Origin of the sequence: Micromonospora noduli (assembly GCF_003264365.1) — a bacterium.
Classification (GTDB): Bacteria; Actinomycetota; Actinomycetes; order Mycobacteriales; family Micromonosporaceae; genus Micromonospora; species Micromonospora noduli.
The window spans coordinates 13,903-32,029 of the sequence record NZ_PYAK01000019.1 but is presented as its reverse complement, the minus strand read 5'-3'; the positions used below and the strand labels follow the sequence as shown (position 1 = coordinate 32,029).

20 protein-coding genes and 1 pseudogene are annotated in these 18,127 nt (G+C 72.1%); 13 read left to right on the top strand and 8 right to left on the bottom strand.

Going from position 1 to position 18,127, the window contains the following annotated elements; all coding sequences use genetic code 11:
• Positions 1–4 precede the first annotated feature (4 nt).
• The 3 genes and pseudogenes from GUI43_RS16545 to GUI43_RS16535 all read right to left on the bottom strand — a co-directional run.
• Positions 5–1,225: an MFS transporter gene (locus tag GUI43_RS16545; RefSeq protein ID WP_112699190.1), complete on the bottom strand. Its 1,221-nt coding sequence runs from the start codon at positions 1,223–1,225 to the stop codon at positions 5–7.
• Between the two features lie 75 nt (positions 1,226–1,300).
• Complete coding sequence (locus tag GUI43_RS16540) at positions 1,301–1,780, bottom strand: hypothetical protein (protein ID WP_112582541.1); 480 nt, start codon at positions 1,778–1,780, stop codon at positions 1,301–1,303.
• Positions 1,781–1,871: 91 nt separating this feature from the next.
• Positions 1,872–2,264: pseudogene (locus GUI43_RS16535) on the bottom strand (GNAT family N-acetyltransferase); the annotation flags it as partial.
• Between the two features lie 146 nt (positions 2,265–2,410).
• On the opposite strand from GUI43_RS16535, the gene GUI43_RS16530 reads away from it, so the two are divergent.
• From GUI43_RS16530 to GUI43_RS16510, 5 genes are all read left to right on the top strand, one after another.
• A complete protein-coding gene (locus GUI43_RS16530; protein ID WP_112699189.1) occupies positions 2,411–3,430 on the top strand; it encodes an aldo/keto reductase in 1,020 nt (339 codons plus the stop codon).
• A gap of 48 nt (positions 3,431–3,478) precedes the next feature.
• The gene (locus GUI43_RS16525) at positions 3,479–4,033 is read left to right on the top strand and encodes a Uma2 family endonuclease (RefSeq protein ID WP_112699188.1); all 555 of its coding nucleotides are present in this window, start codon (positions 3,479–3,481) and stop codon (positions 4,031–4,033) included.
• 42 nt (positions 4,034–4,075) lie between these two features.
• Positions 4,076–4,870: a class I SAM-dependent methyltransferase gene (locus tag GUI43_RS16520; protein WP_112582545.1), complete on the top strand. Its 795-nt coding sequence runs from the start codon at positions 4,076–4,078 to the stop codon at positions 4,868–4,870.
• A 442-nt stretch (positions 4,871–5,312) separates the two neighbouring features.
• Positions 5,313–5,582 carry a hypothetical protein gene (locus GUI43_RS16515; RefSeq protein ID WP_112699187.1) on the top strand — a complete coding sequence of 90 codons (270 nt, stop codon included), beginning with the start codon at positions 5,313–5,315 and terminating at the stop codon, positions 5,580–5,582.
• Complete coding sequence (locus tag GUI43_RS16510) at positions 5,582–6,619, top strand: hypothetical protein (RefSeq protein ID WP_112699186.1); 1,038 nt, start codon at positions 5,582–5,584, stop codon at positions 6,617–6,619. Before GUI43_RS16515 ends, GUI43_RS16510 begins: the two co-directional genes overlap by 1 nt.
• Before the next feature lie 47 nt (positions 6,620–6,666).
• On the opposite strand, the gene GUI43_RS16505 is transcribed toward GUI43_RS16510, so the two are convergent.
• Positions 6,667–7,197 carry an SRPBCC family protein gene (locus GUI43_RS16505; protein WP_112699185.1) on the bottom strand — a complete coding sequence of 177 codons (531 nt, stop codon included), beginning with the start codon at positions 7,195–7,197 and terminating at the stop codon, positions 6,667–6,669.
• Positions 7,198–7,509, bottom strand: coding sequence for an ArsR/SmtB family transcription factor (locus GUI43_RS16500; RefSeq protein ID WP_112699184.1), 312 nt, complete (start codon positions 7,507–7,509; stop codon positions 7,198–7,200).
• A 98-nt stretch (positions 7,510–7,607) separates the two neighbouring features.
• On the opposite strand from GUI43_RS16500, the gene GUI43_RS16495 reads away from it, so the two are divergent.
• Positions 7,608–8,537: an LLM class F420-dependent oxidoreductase gene (locus tag GUI43_RS16495; RefSeq protein ID WP_112699183.1), complete on the top strand. Its 930-nt coding sequence runs from the start codon at positions 7,608–7,610 to the stop codon at positions 8,535–8,537.
• A gap of 18 nt (positions 8,538–8,555) precedes the next feature.
• On the opposite strand, the gene GUI43_RS16490 is transcribed toward GUI43_RS16495, so the two are convergent.
• Positions 8,556–8,978, bottom strand: a complete 423-nt coding sequence (locus GUI43_RS16490; RefSeq protein WP_112582550.1) for a hypothetical protein — start codon at positions 8,976–8,978, stop codon at positions 8,556–8,558.
• Between the two features lie 120 nt (positions 8,979–9,098).
• Between GUI43_RS16490 and GUI43_RS16485 the strand changes: the two genes are divergently transcribed.
• From GUI43_RS16485 to bdeA, 3 genes are all read left to right on the top strand, one after another.
• Complete coding sequence (locus GUI43_RS16485; protein ID WP_112699182.1) at positions 9,099–9,851, top strand: hypothetical protein; 753 nt, start codon at positions 9,099–9,101, stop codon at positions 9,849–9,851.
• A complete protein-coding gene (locus GUI43_RS16480; protein WP_112699181.1) occupies positions 9,848–11,119 on the top strand; it encodes an FAD-binding protein in 1,272 nt (423 codons plus the stop codon). Before GUI43_RS16485 ends, GUI43_RS16480 begins: the two co-directional genes overlap by 4 nt.
• Before the next feature lie 143 nt (positions 11,120–11,262).
• Positions 11,263–12,171 carry a bis(hydroxyethyl) terephthalate hydrolase gene (bdeA, locus tag GUI43_RS16475; protein WP_112699180.1) on the top strand — a complete coding sequence of 303 codons (909 nt, stop codon included), beginning with the start codon at positions 11,263–11,265 and terminating at the stop codon, positions 12,169–12,171.
• An 83-nt stretch (positions 12,172–12,254) separates the two neighbouring features.
• Here the strand turns inward: bdeA and GUI43_RS16470 are convergent, their stop codons facing one another.
• Entirely contained in the window at positions 12,255–13,394 is a 1,140-nt protein-coding gene (locus tag GUI43_RS16470) for a site-2 protease family protein (RefSeq protein ID WP_112601500.1), read from the bottom strand.
• Between the two features lie 243 nt (positions 13,395–13,637).
• Positions 13,638–14,492, bottom strand: coding sequence for an alpha/beta hydrolase (locus tag GUI43_RS16465; protein ID WP_112699179.1), 855 nt, complete (start codon positions 14,490–14,492; stop codon positions 13,638–13,640).
• 139 nt (positions 14,493–14,631) lie between these two features.
• Between GUI43_RS16465 and GUI43_RS16460 the strand changes: the two genes are divergently transcribed.
• From GUI43_RS16460 to GUI43_RS16445, 4 genes are read left to right on the top strand one after another with little or no spacing between them, the layout of a single operon-like run.
• Positions 14,632–15,531, top strand: a complete 900-nt coding sequence (locus GUI43_RS16460) for an ABC transporter ATP-binding protein (RefSeq protein ID WP_091409175.1) — start codon at positions 14,632–14,634, stop codon at positions 15,529–15,531.
• Position 15,532: 1 nt separating this feature from the next.
• Entirely contained in the window at positions 15,533–16,333 is an 801-nt protein-coding gene (locus GUI43_RS16455) for an ABC transporter permease (RefSeq protein WP_091409179.1), read from the top strand.
• A gap of 27 nt (positions 16,334–16,360) precedes the next feature.
• On the top strand, positions 16,361–17,491 hold the full coding sequence (locus tag GUI43_RS34935; protein WP_146762981.1) for a sensor histidine kinase: 1,131 nt from the start codon (positions 16,361–16,363) through the stop codon (positions 17,489–17,491).
• Positions 17,488–18,120, top strand: a complete 633-nt coding sequence (locus GUI43_RS16445) for a response regulator transcription factor (protein ID WP_181518438.1) — start codon at positions 17,488–17,490, stop codon at positions 18,118–18,120. Before GUI43_RS34935 ends, GUI43_RS16445 begins: the two co-directional genes overlap by 4 nt.
• Positions 18,121–18,127: the final 7 nt, after the last annotated feature.

Genomic DNA, 18,127 nt, shown 5'->3' with positions numbered 1-18,127 from the left:
CCGGTCAGCGGCTCGCCGGACCCGTTCCCGCCGTTCGGCGCGGCGGGAACGCGGTTGGCGTCTCGTCGTACGGCGTCGACCGGCGGCGGAACGTGGCCACCACCACGGCGGTCAGGCAGATCGCCGTGGCGGCCATGAGCGGCGGGCGGGCGCCGAGGTGGACGGCCGCGGAGCCCAGCGGGATCGCCACGACGAGCGGCCCGAACATCGCGGTGTTGGCCGTCGCGGAGACCCGTCCCAGCAGCGCCGACGGCGTGTGGGTCTGTACGGCGGTCACCGCCGCGACCAGGGTCCAGGGCAGCCCGACGCCGGCCACCACCGCCCCGACGACGGTTGCCGGCCACCACGGCAGGCAGCGCGCCAGGCACCCGATCGCGAACAGCGCCGCTCCGACGGCACCGACGGCAACGGGACCTCTTGCCGTGATGAGTCGACCGACGATCAGGCCGCCGAGAATGGAACCGGCGCCCTGCGCGCTGGCCAGCACACCCAGGAACGTCGTCGGCAGGCGCAGCTCGGTGACGACGATCGCGTAGATTCCCGCCGTCGTGAAGCCGGACATGGCGATCGACACCGCCGCGAGCACGACCGGCAGACGTGTCGCTGGCTGTCCGAACAGGACCACCAGCCCGGTACGCGGGCCGCCGCCGCGTTCGGTGGGCCGCTCGGTGGGCGTGCGGTTCAGGCGGAATAGCGCGTACAGGGTGGCGACCAGGACCGGCATGGCCGCACTGAGGACGACGACCGCGTGGCCGCCCCGCCACGCGTAGAGGCCGGCCCCGGCCAGGGGAGCGACAAGCTTCATGCCCTCCTGTGCGCTGGAGCGCCACCCGTTGACGTCGCCGAGTTCGGTCGGGGCGAGTGCCGACGGCAGCAGCGCCGTCTCGCCGGCGTCGATCAGCACGTAGCTGACGCCGTAGGCGCACGAGACGGCGAAGATGAGCCAGGTCTGCCCCGGCCCGCGTACCGAGAGGAGCGCCAGCAGGGCGGCCGCCAGCATGAGGTTGACGGCGATGACCAGCGGCCGCCGGGGTGCCCGGTCGAGCAGACCGCCCAGCCACGGGCCGGCGAGCACCGGGGCGTAGACGCAGAGCCCGGCGAGGGCGGCGAGGCTGGTGGAGCCGGTGAGGTCCAGGATCCAGATGCCGGCGACCAGGGACATGGCGCTGCTGCCGAAGCCGGACAGCAGGGAGATCGCCACGAACAGGCCCGCGTTGCGACGCATGAGCACTCCGAGTTGAGTCGAGGAGACTCATATCTTCAAGCTTGAGCGAAGCACAGGCAATGCCGCTGCGTGCTGTCAACTATCCATTGACAGGGCGACCTCGATCTTCGTGGCGGCGGTCCGAGCGGGCGCGGGCAGTCCCTCACCCGCTTCGGCGAGATCGGTGGCGAGGAGCAGTGCCAACGCGTGCAGCGAGCCCGGGGCGGCGTCCAACGCGGCGTCCACAGTGCTCCGCACGAGCGCCGCTCGACGAAATCGGCTGTCCCACCGCTGATCGGCGCCGATCCACCGGCCGAGGTCGGCCACCGCCGCCCGCAGCGCCGCAATCTGCGGAGGCATCCGGAGGTCGAGCTGCTGCCGCCGCGACCATCGCGCCGCCACCAGTCGTTGTCGACGCTGCTCGGCGGCCTGCCGGCTGCCGAGGCCGAGTGCCGTCGCAATCTGGGCCCACGTCGCACCGTCGTGGCGCGCGCGGTCGATGATCTCCAGCTCCTGCTCGTCCAGACGGGCGCGGGTAGCGCGGACCTCCGCCAACCGAGCCAGCTCCGACGTCATCTGTCAACGTTACATTGACGCCGGTCCGAGTCTCGGCGGTGATCGTCCCGGGTGCGCGGACCATGAACACGTCCACCGCGTCCTCGGTGTCGACTGTGAATCCGTGCCGCTCGTACAGCCGCCGGGCCGGGCTGCCCCGCAGCACGTTCAGCCGTACCGGCCTGCCGAGACGGTCGCACCGGTCCAGCAGTTCGCGCAGCACGGCCGTGCCGATGCCACTGCCCTGTAGCCGCGGGGCCAGGTAGAAGTGCTCCAGCCAGTGGGCGTCCGCGTCGGGCCGCAGCGCCACGCAGCCGGCGAACGCGCCGTCCACCTCGACGACCCAGGTGTACGCCGGTGCGAAACCGTCCCGCAGGCGCTGCCGCACCCGCTGTTCGTCGTACCGCCCGAGCCGCTCCAGATCGGCCCGCAGCACCACCGCCCGCAACTCGGCCACCGCCTCGACGTCCGCCGTCGAGGCTGGTCGAAGCTCCCAGTCCCCCATGATCAATAAGCTATCGCACCGTTACCCCCGTCACTTGGCAAACGGAACAGCGTTCCGTATTGTTCTTAGCGGAACGTGGTTCCACTTGCTCAGAATGCCAGAGCGGGTGGGCCAGTGTCACCTCACCCTTCCGTGGAGGAACAGCCATGCAGTACCGCACCCTGGGGCGCACCGGCGTCCAGGTCAGCACCCTCGTGCTCGGCGCGATGAACTTCGGCAAACTGGGGCACACCACCCAGGACGAGGCGACGGCGATCGTCGACGCCGCGTTGGAGGCCGGGATCAACCTGATCGACACCGCCGACATGTACAGCCAGGGCGAGTCGGAGCAGCTGGTCGGCAAGGCCATCGCCGGTCGCCGCGACGACATCGTGCTGGCCACGAAGGCCGGCATGCCGATGGGCGACGAGCGCAATCAGCGGGGCAGCTCGCGCCGCTGGCTGGTCACCGAGCTGGACAACAGCCTGCGCCGCCTCGGCGTCGACCACGTCGACCTCTACCAGATCCACCGGTGGGACCCGACCACCAGCGACGAGGAGACCCTGTCGGCGCTGACCGACCTGCAACGGGCGGGAAAGATCCGCTACTTCGGCTCCTCGACCTTCCCCGCGTACCGCATCGTGCAGGCCGAGTGGGCCGCGCGGGAGCACCACCTGGGCCGGTACGTGACGGAGCAGCCCAGCTACTCGATCCTGCAACGGGGGATCGAGGCCCACGTCCTGCCCGTGACCGAGCAGTACGGGCTCGGCCTGCTCGCCTGGAGCCCGCTCGCCTCGGGCTGGCTCTCCGGTGCGATCCGCGCCGGCCGGGAGATCACCACCAGCCGCTCGGCGCTCCTGCCCGCCCGCTTCGACCTCAGCGTCCCGGCCAACCAGGCCCGGCTCCACGCCGTCGAGCAGCTGGCCACCGTGGCCGACGAGGCGGGGCTCACCCTGATCCAGCTCGCACTCGGGTTCGTCACCGCGCACCCGGCCGTGACCAGCGCGATCATCGGCCCCCGCACCATCGACCACCTGCACGCCCAGCTCGCCGCCGCGGACACCGTGCTCCCGGCCGACGTGCTCGACGCGATCGACGCGATCGTCGCACCCGGGGTCGACCTCGCCGCAGCCGAGAAGTTCGACACCCCGCCCGCCCTGCTCGACCCGGCGCGGCGGCGTCGCTGAGCCATCGGGTGCGATGATCGGCGCCGCTGGTCACCTAGGATGTGACTCATGAGCGCTGAGGCTGTCGGCATGCACATGCCCGCCGTTGTGACGCTCGACGACGTGGCGGCGATGAACGCTGCCGACCCGAACGGTCACCGCTACGAGACCAGCCCCGAGGGGGTCCTGTCGGTCATGCCGCCGCCCGATTCGGAACACGCCATGATCGCCAGTCGCCTCTTCGCCTGGTTGATCGTGGCGGGTTGGCCCGCCGAGCAGGTGCTTCAGGCAGTCGGTGTGCGCATCTCCGGACCGGACGGTGACGGTGGCCGCATCCCCGATGTGAGTGTCTGGCGTAAGCCGCCGTCCCGCAGCGTCTGGGCCGCAGTCGCCGACGTCGTACTCGTCGTGGAGATCGTCTCGCCGGGCTCGGAGGCGATGGACTCCGTGACCAAGGTCCGCGAGTACGCGTCGGCGGGGATCCCGCAGTACTGGGTGATCGATCGGGACGGCGCGCAGACGGTCACCCTGCACCGGCTGGGTAGGGACGGCAGTTACGAGACGCGGGCGCGGATGCCGCTGGCCTGGCTGCTCCAGACCGCCCCCGCCGACCATCTCGACTGAACGCCAGCACCGACGGCCCTGGCCCGTCGTATCGTTTCCGGGATGGTGCAGCCGGTGTGGGCGAACGGTGACGCGTACGAGGCGTACGTGGGTCGGTGGAGCCGCCTGGTCGCTGTGGAATTCCTGCGCGGGTTGGCCGTTGCGCCGGGGCGGCACTGGCTCGACGTGGGCTGCGGCACCGGAGCGCTGACCTCGACGATCCTCAGCCACAACGACCCCGTCGAGGTGACCGGCATCGACCCGTCGGAGGGGTTCGTCGCTGTCGCGCGTACCCGGGTCACCGACCCCCGGGCGGCCTTCCAGGTCGGTGACGCGCGGGCCCTGCCACTGCCCGATCGTGTCGCGGACGTGGTGGTCAGCGGATTGACGCTCAACTTCGTGCCGGAGCCCGCGCGGGCGGTGGCGGAGTTCGCCCGGGTGGTCCGGCCGGCCGGGGTGGTGGCCGCCTACGTCTGGGACTACGCGGAGGGGATGGCGATGATGCGGCACTTCTGGGCCGCCGCCGCACAGCTCGACCCGGCCTCGGCGAAGCTGGACGAGGGGAACCGCACCACTGTGTGCCAGCCCGACGCGCTCCGCACGCTGTGGGAGCGGGCCGGGTTGCGGGACGTGTCGGTCTGGCCGGTCGACGTACCGACGACCTTCACCGACTTCGCCGACTACTGGACACCGTTCCTCGGCGGTCAGGGGTCGGCGCCGGGGTACGTCGCGACGTTGGCCGAATCCGACCGGGCCGCGCTGCGGGAGTCGCTGGCCACCCGGCTGCCGGTCGAGCCGGACCTGTCGATCCGGCTCACCGCGCGGGCCTGGGCCGTACGGGGCACGCCGCCCGAGTAGCCGTCGCGCCGAGCCTCGCCGGAGGTTGTCGCAATTCGGACAAGACGGTAAAGCCCCTGGTAGAGCACCCTTGGGGCAGGTGGAGGTAGACGGGTGGCGGGCCACATCCCGATCCTCCGGCCCGGTGGGGACAACATCGTCCGCACCGGTGCCGCCCTCACCCAGCCCGGCCTCGAAGCCGTGGCGGTCACGGCACAGCCGCCGTGCCGATCGCGCGTACGACAGGCCGTGGCTGTCACCGACACCCCTGCGGGCGCCCGCAGCGGTGCCTCCGCCCATCGGGACAAGGACGTCAGCACCACCGGCAGTCAGGCAGCGCCGTCCGCCGGTCGTGCCTGCCGTCCCCGTGCCCCGCCGGCCTTTCGCACTGTGGACCCCGCCGGGTCCGACGTCGCTGAACCGCGCGCCGGAGCCCTGGCGACCGAGCCAGAAAGGGCCCGAAATGGCCGCTCCCACCGCAACCGCAGCCTTGAACGCATCCGTCTTCGCGCCGGGTGACCAGATGCTGCTGACAGTCACCTACTCAGACGCCGACACCAAACCGCTGACCGTCACCATCGTGGTCACCGACGCGCAGGGCAACAGCAGCGCGCCGGTCAAGGTCACGGCGGTCATCGACCCGCTCACCGTGACCGTCACCGACAACTCCGGACGTGCCTGGACCCGGGTTTCCGACAACGGCTCCGTGGCCGTGTATCGGTCGGTGGCGTGATGCCCCGGGTCACCGTCCAGGTCCGCGACGCCGCCGGAAACACCGCGACGGCCACCGCCGACTACAGCCTGGGCCAACCCGTGCTCGGCGGCTACTACCTCTCCGGCGGCGCCGACCCGACCGCCGACATGGCCGGCGGCAACTTCCGGTCCCTCACCCAGTACCGCAGCTTCGCCGACGGCTACATCTTCCCCGGATACAACCGGCCCTGGCTGGTCAACCTGGGCAAGGCCGGGGTGCAGATGAACATGGTCCTGGAGTTGAAGCACTACGGCGCTCCGAACTACGGACCGCAGAGCTTCACTGTTGACGGCGTCAACTACACAGTGCCGGCGCCGACGATGACCATCCAGCAGCGACCGGGCACGACCTGGCCGAGGGCGTACGGCTACGGCCAGGTGCTCAAGGGGCAGTGCGACGGGTTGTTCGCCCGCGCCCTGTCGCAGTACCGGACCCTCGGTTTCGGGGTGAACATCCAGCTCGCCTCGGAACTGGACACCGATCACGAGTTCGGCACCACCGAGGACGGCAAGGCGTACACCTGGGCCGAGTCGGACGCTCGGGCGGTGCAGGCGATGAACTACATCCTGACGTGGTTCAAGGCGCGGACGCTGCCGACCGGGACGACCTTCTCGGTGGGGCTGGGCGGCTTCGACCGGGCCTGCTTCCAGCGCACCCACCCGGAGTCGCTGATGTCCCGCCTCGACTATCTCCAGTGGAACGCGTACGGCACCAACGCCAGCCACACCGCGCTGGCCCGCTTTCGGCGCACCAAGGACTGGGCGGTGGCGGATCTCGGCCCGGTGGCGCTGTCCCGGCCCGTGATCATCGCGGAGTGGGGGGTGCGGGTGGCCGAGATCCCGAACCAGGCGGCCTGGATCGCCACAGTGCCGGCGGCGATCGCCCAGCTCAACGCCGAGGGTGGGCCACGGATCGTGCGGACCAACTACTTCAACTCCGGGTGGGGCACCCTGACGCCGAAGGCCACCGGGTTGGCCGCGCTCCGCGAGGCGTACGCCAAGCGGCCGTACGTCTGACCGGGTTCCGGCGGCTCCGGGCTCCGGGGCCGCCGGGACCGCACCGGTCAGCCCTCACCGAGCCGTTCGGCGTACGCGTCGCGCAGCTCGGGCCAGCCGAAGTCCTTGGCCTCCGCGCCGCGGATGGGGCCGACCGGGTCGCCGTCGAGCAACCGGTCGGCCACGTCGAGGCAGAGGTGCCAGCCGGCCGCGACCATCGGCAGCATGCCCCGGTCGGCGACGGTGTGTCGCAGAGTGAGCCGGGTGCCGCTGCCCAGCGGGCTCAGCTCCCAGCGCAGCAGGTCGTCGCCCCAGGTGTATTCGAGCAGGTGCGGCGGCTCGGCCCGGCGTACCGTCGCCGGGTCCTCCTGGGTGGTCTCGCCGTCGACGAGGGTGAGCACGGCGGCGCCGGCGGTGCCGAGATCGCGGTCGGCGAGGAACGGCGCCCACTGCGCGAGCTGGGCCGGGTCGGTCAGTGCCGCCCAGACAGCGGTTGGCGGATGCCGCAGGTCGCGGACGAAGACGACTGTGGTGCCGGCGTCGGTGGGCTCGGCGCGCACGTCGGCGGGTGGGCTCGGGCGGAACGCGTCGCGGTCCATTCACTGCTCCTGACTGTCGAGGTGCCGTTCCAGGGCGTCCAGGTGTCGGGCCCAGAGCCGCCGGTACGGGTCGAGCCAGCCGTCGACGTCCCGCAGCGGGCCGGGGTCGAGGCGGTAGATCCGCTGTCGGGCGGCCGTCCGGCAGGTGACGAAGCCGGCGTCGCGAAGCACCCGCAGGTGTTTGGAGACGGCTGGTTGGCTGACCCCGAGCCCATCGACCAGCTCGCCGACGCTGCGTTCGGCGTCGCGGAGCTGATCGAGGATCCGGCGCCGGGTGGGCTCGGCGAGGACGGTGAAGGCGTCGGTGGACACCTTCCCAATATGCCTCCTCCGTCATATGACTGTCAAAGCATACGACGACGGTCGCCGTCCCGGCGCGCCACCGCCGATCGGCTCCCTATGCTCGGATCATGGAACTTCGGATCTTCACCGAGCCCCAGCAGGGTGCAACCTACGACCAGTTGCTCGCCGTCGCCCGCTGCGCAGAGGACGCCGGCTACGGCGCGTTCTTCCGGTCCGACCACTACCTGATGATGGGTGACGTGAGCGGCGAGCCCGGCCCCACCGACGCGTGGACGACGCTCGCCGGCCTGGCCCGGGAGACCAGCCGCATCCGGCTCGGCACGCTGATGACCGCCGCCACCTTCCGGCTGCCCGGCCCGCTGGCGATCACCGTGGCGCAGGTCGACCAGATGAGCGGCGGCAGGGTGGAGCTGGGCATCGGCACCGGCTGGTACGCCGAGGAGCACAGCGCGTACGGCATCCCGTTCCCGCCGCTGGCCGAGCGGTTCGACCGGCTGGAGGAGCAGCTCGCCGTGATCACCGGGCTCTGGGCCACGCCGGCGGGGGAGCGGTTCGACCACGACGGCCGGTACTACCCGGTTCGTGACTCGCCCGCCCTGCCCAAGCCCGTGCAGCAGCCGCGTCCTCCGATCCTGCTCGGCGGGACGGGCCCGAAGCGCACCCCTCGGCTGGCCGCCCGCTACGCCGACGAGTTCAACCTGCCGTTCGCCTCGGTGCCGGACACTGCGGCGCAGTTCGACCGGGTCCGCGTGGCCTGCGCCGAGATCGGCCGGGACCCGGCCGGGATGGTCTGGTCCAACGCCCTGGTGCTCTGCTGCGGGCGCGACGACGCCGAGGTGGCCCGCCGGGCCGCCGCCATCGGCCGCGAGCCCGACGAGCTGCGGGCCAACGGCCTGGCCGGGACGCCCGCCGAGGTGCTGGACACCATCGGCCGGTACGCCGAGATCGGCAGCGAGCGGCTCTACCTCCAGGTGCTGGACCTCAGCGACCTGGAGCACCTGGAGCTGGTCGCCAGCGAGGTGATGGCGAAGCTCTGAGTCGGCCGCGCCGCCGGGTCAGGCCCGGTGGACGCCCGTCCCGACCGCGTTCGGGTCGCCCAGCACGGTGTCCAGCCGCCCGTCGCGGTCACTGTCCACGTAGGTGATGTCCGGGATCCCGTCACCGTCCACGTCGATCTGGACGACGTCGGCGACGCCGTCACCATCGAGGTCGGTGACCACCTCCACCGAGCCGTCCAGGTGACGGGTCACGATCGACTGGGCGCCACTGGCGCGCGGCGGCGGGCCGGGCGCCGGCACCGGCGTCGGCGCGGGTGCGGGCGCCGGTGTGGGCCGAGGACCGGGAGTGGGCGACGGGTGGCTCGGAAACCCGCCGGCCGGCGGCGCGCTGGCCTGCTCGACCTCGGTGCCGGTGGGGTCCAGCTCCTCCTCGGAGGGGAAGACGTCACCTCGTGCGGCCGGATCGCGGTAGCTGCTCATGGGCGTAGGGTTCCCCGACGACGACGAGAACAACCGTGCCCGATCGACCGGTGTCCCTGGTGCCCGGTCTGGCGGAAGATGTCGGAACCGACGCCACGGTCATGAAACGGGGGTCCGAGCGTGGAACTGCGCCGGAATCGGGGGGCCCGTGCGCTCGCCCTGGTCTGCGTACTCGGTGGAGTGCTCCTGTTGGTCTATCCCAGCGACGACGCCCTGCTACGGACGATCATCGCGGTGGGAGCGATCGCGCTCGGCACGGTGGCGCTGGTCAGCGCGATGCGGCCGTTCCGATTCGGGATCCACACGGACGGGATCACCATCCGGCGACCCGGCCTGCGTCGGGATGTCCGGTGGCCGGAGGTCGACGCGCTGGTCCTCGACGAGCCGCCCCGGCGCGACGGCCATCCGGAGCCACCGCGACTGCTGTTGGTGCCCGTGTCGGGTGTGACGATTGAGCCGCTGACCGCCCGCCATCCGCTCGACGGTCGCCCGGCCGTCGAGCTGCTCGTCCTCGACCAGGTCCGCGAGCAGCCCGAGCAGGTGTCCGCCGCGCTCACCCAATATGCCGGCGGCCGTTTCGTCGACCTGCTCGCGCTGCGTCGCGCCGCCTTCGAGGCCCCGGAGCTCCCGGTCGGCCTGCGTGGCTACCAGATGGACCGGGTCGACCGGTTGATCCGACGCGGCCAGGACGCGCTGATGTCCGGAGACGCGTCGGCCCGGCAGGCGGCCCGGGGGGAGATCGAACGCGCCACCACTGCCGGTCTGCCGATCGCCCAACGTGGTTACAGCACGTTCCAGACGGATACGGTTCTGGACGCCCTCGTCACCGCGTTGGCCGACCACCAGAGCACCGATCGGGAGACCGCCACATGACCGCGCAGGGATCGCACGCCGCGTCGACCACTGACGTTCCGCGCCGCAACTGGGCCGGCAACGTGCGGTACGCCGCGAAGGCGTTCCACCGCCCCACCTCCGTCGACGAACTGCGCCGGCTCGTCGCCGGCAGCAGCCGGATCCGCGCGGTGGGCAGCGGGCACTCCTTCAACCGTATCGGCGACACCGACGGTGACCTGGTCAGCCTCGCTGGGCTGCCCCCTGTCGTCGAGGTGGACCACGAGCGGGGGCAGGTCACCGTGAGCGGCGCGCTCCGCTACGGCGACGTCGCCCGACAGCTGCACACCCAGGGGTACGCGCTGGCGAACCTCGCGTCACTGCCGCACATCTCGGTGGCCGGCGCGGTGGCCACCGCCACCCACGGCTCCGGCCAGACCCACGGCAACCTGGCCAGCGCGGTCGCCGGCCTGGAGCTGGTCACCGCCGACGGCGATCTGCTCCGGGTCGACCGTGACGCCGACACGTTCGCCGGCATGGTGGTCGGGCTCGGCGCGCTCGGCCTGGTCACCCGCGTCACAGTGGACGTCGTGCCGACCTTCGCGCTGCGCCAGTACGTACGCCTCGACCTGGACCGGACGGCGTTGGACGAGGCGCTCGGCTCGGCGTACAGCGTGAGTGTCTTCACCGACTTCCGTGAGCCCCGGCTGCGCGAGGTGTGGCGCAAACAGGTGGCCGACCAGCCGCCACCCCCGGCGGACTGGCTGGGCACCACCGCCGCCGACCAGCCCCGGCACCCGGTGCTCGGCATGCCGGCGGAGAACTGCACCCCGCAGCTCGGCGAGCCGGGCCCGTGGCACGAGCGGCTGCCGCACTTCAAGCTCGGCTTCACCCCGAGCAGCGGCGACGAACTGCAGTCCGAGTACCACCTCGCGCGTACGGCGGCGGCGGACGCGCTCGCCGCCTTGGACGACGTGGCGGACCTGATCGCCCCGGTGCTGCTGGTCTCCGAGCTGCGCACGGTGGCGGCCGACGAGCTGTGGCTGAGCCCGAACTACCGGCGGGACAGCTTCGTGCTGCACTTCACCTGGGTCGACGACACCGCGGCGGTGCTGCCCGTGGTGGCCGCCGTGGAGGAGCGGCTGGCGCCGTTCGCGCCCCGCCCGCACTGGGGCAAGGTCTTCGTCACCGACCCGGCCGAGCTGTCCGCCCGCTACCCGAGGTGCGCCGACTTCGCCGCGCTCCTGGCCGACCTGGACCCGAAGGGCACGTTCCGCACCGACGCACTGGACCGCTACTTCCCCCGGTGACCGAGCGCGTGCCATAGCGCTGTGGCATGGGGCGGCTGGGATTGGTGGGGTGGAAGACGCCGGACAGACACTGATGTTTGTCGATGAGTCTCATCGTCCGGTCCCCGTCCCGGGACCGTCGGCTCCACCCCTCGGAGCGAGACATGCAGCCCGTACCCGCCATCACCCCCGAACCAGTCGCCCCTCGCCCCCGTCGCGGTCTGCGCTGGGCGCTCGCCCTGGCCGTGCTCGGCGCCGGACTGGGCGCAGCGCCGGCCGCCCACGCCGCCGCCAGCCCGTACGAGCGCGGCCCGGCCCCCACAGTGGCCAGCATCGAGGCCAGCCGGGGCGCGTTCACCATCGCCCAGAGCACCGTCGCCGCCTCCAGCGTCAGCGGTTTCCGGGGCGGAACGATCTACTACCCGACCAGCACCGCCGAGGGCACCTTCGGCGCGGTGGCGATCTCACCCGGCTACACCGCCACCCAGTCCAGCGTGGCCTGGCTGGGGCCGCGCCTCGCCTCGCAGGGCTTCGTGGTGATCACGATCGACACGTTGTCCCGCTACGACCAGCCGGCCAGCCGGGGCACGCAACTGCTGGCAGCCCTGGACTACCTCACCAACACCAGCGGCGTGCGTACCCGGATCGACCGCAACCGGCTCGCCGTGATGGGGCACTCGATGGGCGGCGGCGGCAGCCTCTCGGCGGCGAACTCACGACCGCAGTTGCAGGCCGCGATCCCGCTGACCGGCTGGCACACCGTCAAGAACTGGTCCGGCGTACGGGTGCCGACGCTGGTGGTCGGCGCGGAGAACGACTCGGTGGCGCCGGTCTCGTCGCACTCGGAGCCCTTCTACACCAGCCTGCCGTCCACGCTGGACAAGGCGTACCTGGAACTCAACAACGCCAGCCACTCCGCGCCCACCTCGACGAACGTGACGGTCGCCAAGTACAGCATCTCCTGGCTGAAGCGCTTCGTGGACGACGACGCCCGCTACGACCAGTTCCTCTGCCCCGCACCCCCAGCCTCAGCAACCATCCAGGAGTACCGCAACACCTGCCCCCACTCCTGACCCCCCCCGCCCCCCGCCCCCGCCTCGGTTGATCATGAAGTTATTGCCACCCGGCGCGGCGTGTCGGCGCAACAACTTCATGATCAACGGGATGGGGTGGGGGTGCGGAGGGTGCTGCGTTGGACGGCGCGGCTGATGTCGCTGGGGGAGACGATGCCGGTCAGGTGGCCGTCTTCGGTCACCACCAGGGCGCGGCCGTCGGCGCACTCGGAAAGCCGGGGGAGCAGGTCGTTGAGCTGTTCACCGGGCTGGGCCAGCACCAGTTCGTCGGCTCGACAGGCCACCTCGGCCAGCGTGGTCGACGCCCGCCGCTCCGGCGGCACGCCCCGCACCCGGTCGACGGTGACCAGGCCGGTCGGTCGGCCGTCCTCGGTCAGCGGCAGCGCCGAATGCCGGTACGCGAACAGGTAGTGGTCGACGAAGTCCGCGACCGTCATCTGCGCCGAGGCGGTCTGCGGCTGCGGGGTCATCACATCGCCCACCCGAATCCCCCGCAGCGCGGTGCCGGTGCGGGCCTGCCGCTCCTCCATCCCGGCCGCCCCGATCAGGAACCAGCCGATCAGGGCCAGCCAGAGCCCACCGAAACCGACACCGGACAGGAACTGCCACAACCCCAGGCCGATCAGCAGCACACCCAGCACCCAGCCGGCCCGGGCGGCGACCACTGACGCTCGGGTCCGGTCACCGGTGGCCTTCCAGACCGCGGCGCGCAGCAACCGGCCACCGTCAAGGGGTGCGGCCGGCAGCACGTTGAAGACGGCCAGCAGCACGTTGATCCCCGCCAGCCAGGCCACCGCTCCGAACAGCAGCCCGCCCTGCCCGGCCAGCGCGAGCAGCGCCGCGATGGCACCGAAGAACGCCCCGATCAGCAGGCTGACCAGCGGGCCGACGCCCGCGATGCGCAACTCCGCGCCCGGGTCACGCGGCTCGCCCCGCAACTCGGCCACGCCGCCGAACAGCCACAGCGTGATGCCGTCGACCTCCAGCCCGTTGCGCTTGGCCACCACCGCGTGCGACACCTCGTGGGCGAGCAGGCCGACGAAGAACACCACCGCCGCGGCCAGGCCCGCGATCAGGTACGCCACGGGCGAGTGGTCGGGGTAGGAGCGGGGGAACTGGTTCGCGGCCAGCCCCCACGCGATCAACGCGAAGATGACCAGCACACTCCAGTTGACGCCGACCGGCACTCCCGCGACCCGGCCAAGCCGGAAACTGGCCCTCATCCCACCGAGATACCCCGCCAGAGGGTGGGCATGCCCACCTGACCCAAGCTGGGCCCGTGCTGCCGGATGTCCCGGTGAGCGGTATACCTCTGAGTCATAAAAATACCTCTGAGGTATACCGCCTTCGATCGACCTGGCCGCTCAGCCCTGCACCCCGGGGAGTCGAGGTGGTCGTGCGGTGGCCGGCTGAGGTGGTGGGTGGCCCCGGGCCACGGGCCGGCCGACCTCCAAACCGAGCCCAGGTCAGCGGCGGGGGGCCTCGCTGGCGATGGTCGCCTCACGGGGCAGGGCCGCCGCACGCAGCGCCCAGTCCAGCGCATAGTCGGCGATCTGCTCCCAGCCGTCCTGGCCGACGGTGAAGTGGGATCGGCCGGCGAACTGCTCGTACGCGGTGAGGGCCCGGGACTTCTGGTAGAGCCCGGCGTTGGCGCGAACCACCGACGCCGGCACCACGTGGTCGACCTCGCCGGCCATCAGCAGCAGCGGCGCCCGGTCGTTACGCCCGAAATCGACCCGGGTCGGCGAGCGCGGGTCGAGGTTGGCAAACGCGCCCTCGAAGTAGACCCGCCCGGCGCCGGGGACGGCGTAGCGCCGCCAGGCCCGGTCGGAGTCCTCGCGGCTCATCGCGTTGCCGAAGGTGTAGGCGAAGTCGTCCTCCGTGAACGGGACGGCCTTGTTGCGGTTGGCGGGGCTGCGCAGAATCGGGAAGCCCGAGCGCAGCTGACTCAGCGGCACCTTGAGCACGCCCTTCACCTGCGCGGGGTGCACTCCGACCGCCGCCGCGCCGAGGCCCCGGTCGACGAGGACCTGGGTGATCAGGCCGCCGAACGAGTGCCCCATGATGATCGGCGGTCGGGGCAGCCCCCGGATGATCCGGTCGTAGTGCGCCACGATCGTGGCGATGCTCTGCTCGGCGATCGGGCCGGGGTCGTCGCGCAGCTCCTCCACGGAGCGGTCCATGCCGGGCCAGGCGGGAGCGATGACGTGCATGCCGCGCTCGGTGTACCGCTGGGCCCACCCCTCCCAGCTGCGCGGCGTCATCCAGAGCCCGTGGATCAGCACAACCGTGTCGACCTGACCCTGCGGCGTGGCACCCATCGCGTCCTCCCGGTGTCGCGGCTCGGCTCGGCGGTTACCCGCTGTGTCCGTCCGGAATCCGGCTGCCTGACAAATGTCATGGTCGGAGCGTGACGACCGCTCCGGGTATCGGGGTACGCCCCGCCGGAGCATCAGTGGCATGACCAGTACGCATCCGGCTGTCGAGTTGGACGGCCTCACCAAGAGCTTCGGCGCGGTCACCGCTGTCGACGGGTTGAGCCTACGGGTGCAGCCCGGCGAGGTGGTGGCGTTCCTCGGCCCGAACGGCGCGGGCAAGACCACCACAATCGACATGCTGCTCGGGTTGTCCCGCCCGGACAGGGGCACCGTCCGCGTCCTCGGCGGCACCCCGGACGACGCGGTGGCCCGAGGTCGGGTCGCCGCGGTACTCCAGACCGGCGGGCTGCTCAAGGACCTCACAGTCGGCGAGACGGTACGGATGACCGCCCACTTCTACCGGCACACCCGCCCGGCGGCGGAGGTGCTGGAGCGGGCCGGTATCACCGACATCGCCGATCGGGTGGTCGGGCGCTGCTCGGGCGGTCAGCAGCAACGACTGCGCTTCGCGCTAGCCCTGCTGCCCGACCCGGACCTGATGGTGCTCGACGAGCCGACCACCGGCATGGACGTCGAGGGTCGGCGGGACTTCTGGCAGGCCCTGCGCCGAGACGCCCGGCGCGGACGAACCGTCATCTTCGCCACCCACTACCTCGACGAGGCGGACGCGTACGCCGACCGGATCGTGCTGGTCCGGCAGGGGCGCATCGTCGCCGACGGCACCACCGCGGAGATCAAGAACCTGGCCGCCGGCCGTACCGTGCGGGCCACCCTGCCCGGCGCCGACCAGGCCGCGCTCGCCGCGCTGCCCGGCGTGGACGCCGTGGAGGTGCGCGGCGACAGCGTGCTGGTGCGGACCGGCGACTCGGACGCCATCGCCCGGCACCTGCTGACCCGGACCGCCGCCCGGGACGTCGAGATCACCTCCCGCAACCTCGAGGACGCCTTCCTCGCCCTGACCACAGCGCAGACCGGAGCCTGAGATGACCACCTCCACCCCCACCCGCGCCGCTGTCACCGAGCCGGACCGTCGGCTGCCCGCGCTGGGCGGGTTCGCTCCCGGCGCCCTGGGCATCGAGCTGCGCCGGGTGCTGCGCAACCGTCGCACCCTCGCCTTCACGCTGATCATGCCGGGCGTCTTCTTCCTCATCTTCGGGCTGCCGCAGGGCGGGCAGTCACTGGACAACGGTCGGCCGGTGACGGCGTACATCATGATCAGCCTGGCCGTCTACGCGGCCATGGTGGCGACCACCAGCGTCGGTGGCGCGGTGGCCACCGAGCGGGCGTTGGGCTGGAGCCGGCAACTGCGGCTCACCCCGCTGCGCCCGGCGGCGTACGTGGCGACCAAGCTGATCACCGCGATGAGCCTCGGCCTGCTCGCGGTCGTCATCGAGTTCCTGGTGGGTGCCGTGGCCGGCGTCCGCGTCCCGGCGTACGTCTGGCTGCTGTCCGGGCTCGCCGCCTGGGTCGGCTCGCTGGTCTTCGCCGCGTTCGGTCTCTTCATCGGTTACCTGGCGCCGGCCGAGAACGTCATGCAGATCATCGGCCCTGTCCTGGCGGTGCTGGCCATGTTCGGCGGGCTGTTCGTCCCGGTGGAGGTGCTGCCGGACGTGCTCCAGCAGGTCGCGAAGTTCACCCCGGTGTACGGCATGGGCGTGCTGGCCCGCGCCCCACTGACCGGCGACGGGGTGAGCCTGGCGGCGGTGGCGAACCTCGTCGTCTGGGCGCTGCTCTTCGGCGTCGGCGCGGCCCGGCTGTTCCGCCGGGACACCGCGCGGGTCTGACCGGCCGCGACCGCTAGCGTGAACGCGATGGACCTCTCGACCGGGCAGCCCCAGGCGGTGAGCCGCCACTGGCGGGTCACCGGCTGGCTGCTGGCCGCCGTCTGGCTGTTCTTCCTCAACGTGCCGCTCGCCACCGCGCTGCACCAGCCGGAGCCGTGGCGGCGGGTCCTCGGTGTGGTGACCCTGGTCGTCTTCGGTATCGGTTACGTGCTGCTGTTCCAGTGGGCCCGCAAGCTGCGCCAGTCCATGCTGCCGATCCCGGTGGGCCGGGCGCGGGCCGGGCTGGCGCTGCTGCTCGCGGTGGGCCTGGCCAGCCTTCCGGGCACCGAAGGGGACTGGCTGGCCACCCTGGTCTACGTGGCCGCGGCGGCGGTGTTCCTGCTGCCGCTGTGGGAGGCACTGGCCGCCGTGGTGCTCTGCGCGGTTACTCCCGTGCTGGCATCCTGGCTGGTGCCGGGGTGGGAGGCGGAGAGCGGCATCGTCTTCGCGGTGCTGCTCGCCTCGTTCGCCATGTTCGGGGTGTCCCAGTTGGCCCAGCGCAACAGCGAACTCCGCGCCGCCCAACAGGAGATCGGTCGGCTCGCGGTCGCCGAGGAACGGTCCCGCGCTGCCCGCGACCTGCATGACATCCTCGGGCACTCGCTGACCGTGGTGGCGATCAAGGCCGAGTTGGCCGGGCGTCTGATCGAGGTCGACCGGGAGCGGGCCGCCACCGAGATCGCCGAGGTGGAGGCGCTGGCCCGGGCCGCGCTGGCCGACGTACGACAGACGGTCGGGGCGTACCGCGAGGTCAACCTGGTCGCCGAGCTGGCCGGCGCCCGCTCCGCGCTGGCCGCGGCGGGTATCGCGGCGGACGTGTCGGCCGAGGTGCCGGAGCTGCCGGAGGAGTGGGACCGATTGTTCGGCTGGGCGGTACGGGAAGGGGTGACCAACGTGGTCCGGCACAGCGGGGCGCGGTGCTGCGTGATCCGGGTGTACCCGGATCGCGTCGAGATCAGTGACGACGGTCGTGGCCCGTCCACACCCGACCCGAGCGGGCACGGGCTGGTCGGCCTGCGGGAGCGGGCGCGGCGGCTGGACGCGGTGGTGACCGTCGGCCGGCGGCCGGCGGGCGACGGCTTTCTGCTGCGGGTGCACACGCCGGGGGAGTCCCGGTGAGCGGCGGTTCCACGCCGATCCGGCTGCTGCTCGCCGACGACCAGGCGCTGGTCCGGGGCGCACTGGCCGCCCTGCTCTCGCTGGAGGAGGACCTGACAGTGGTCGCCGAGGTCGGCCGGGGCGACGAGGTGGTGCCCGAGGCCCGACGCAGCTTTCCGGACGTCGCCCTGCTGGACGTGGAGATGCCCGGCCTGGACGGGATCGCCGCCACCGCGGCGTTGCGGGCCGCGCTGCCGACCTGCCGGGTGCTGGTGGTGACCACCTTCGGCCGACCCGGCTACCTGCGCCGGGCGATGGAGGCCGGTGCGAGCGGTTTCGTGGTCAAGGACACCCCGGCCCGGCAGCTCGCCGACGCGGTCCGCCGGGTGCACGCCGGCCTGCGGGTGGTCGACCCGACGCTGGCCGCGGAGACGCTGGCCGCAGGGGTCAGCCCGCTGACCGAGCGGGAGACCGAGGTGCTGCGGACCGCCCGGGGCGGTGGCAGCGCCGCCGACCTGGCCAGGGCGTTGCACCTCTCCGAGGGGACGGTACGCAACCACCTGTCCGCGGCGATCGGCAAGACCGGTGCCCGTAACCGGGCCGACGCCATCCGGGTCGCCGAGCAGAACGGCTGGCTGCTCGGCGACTGACAGTGCC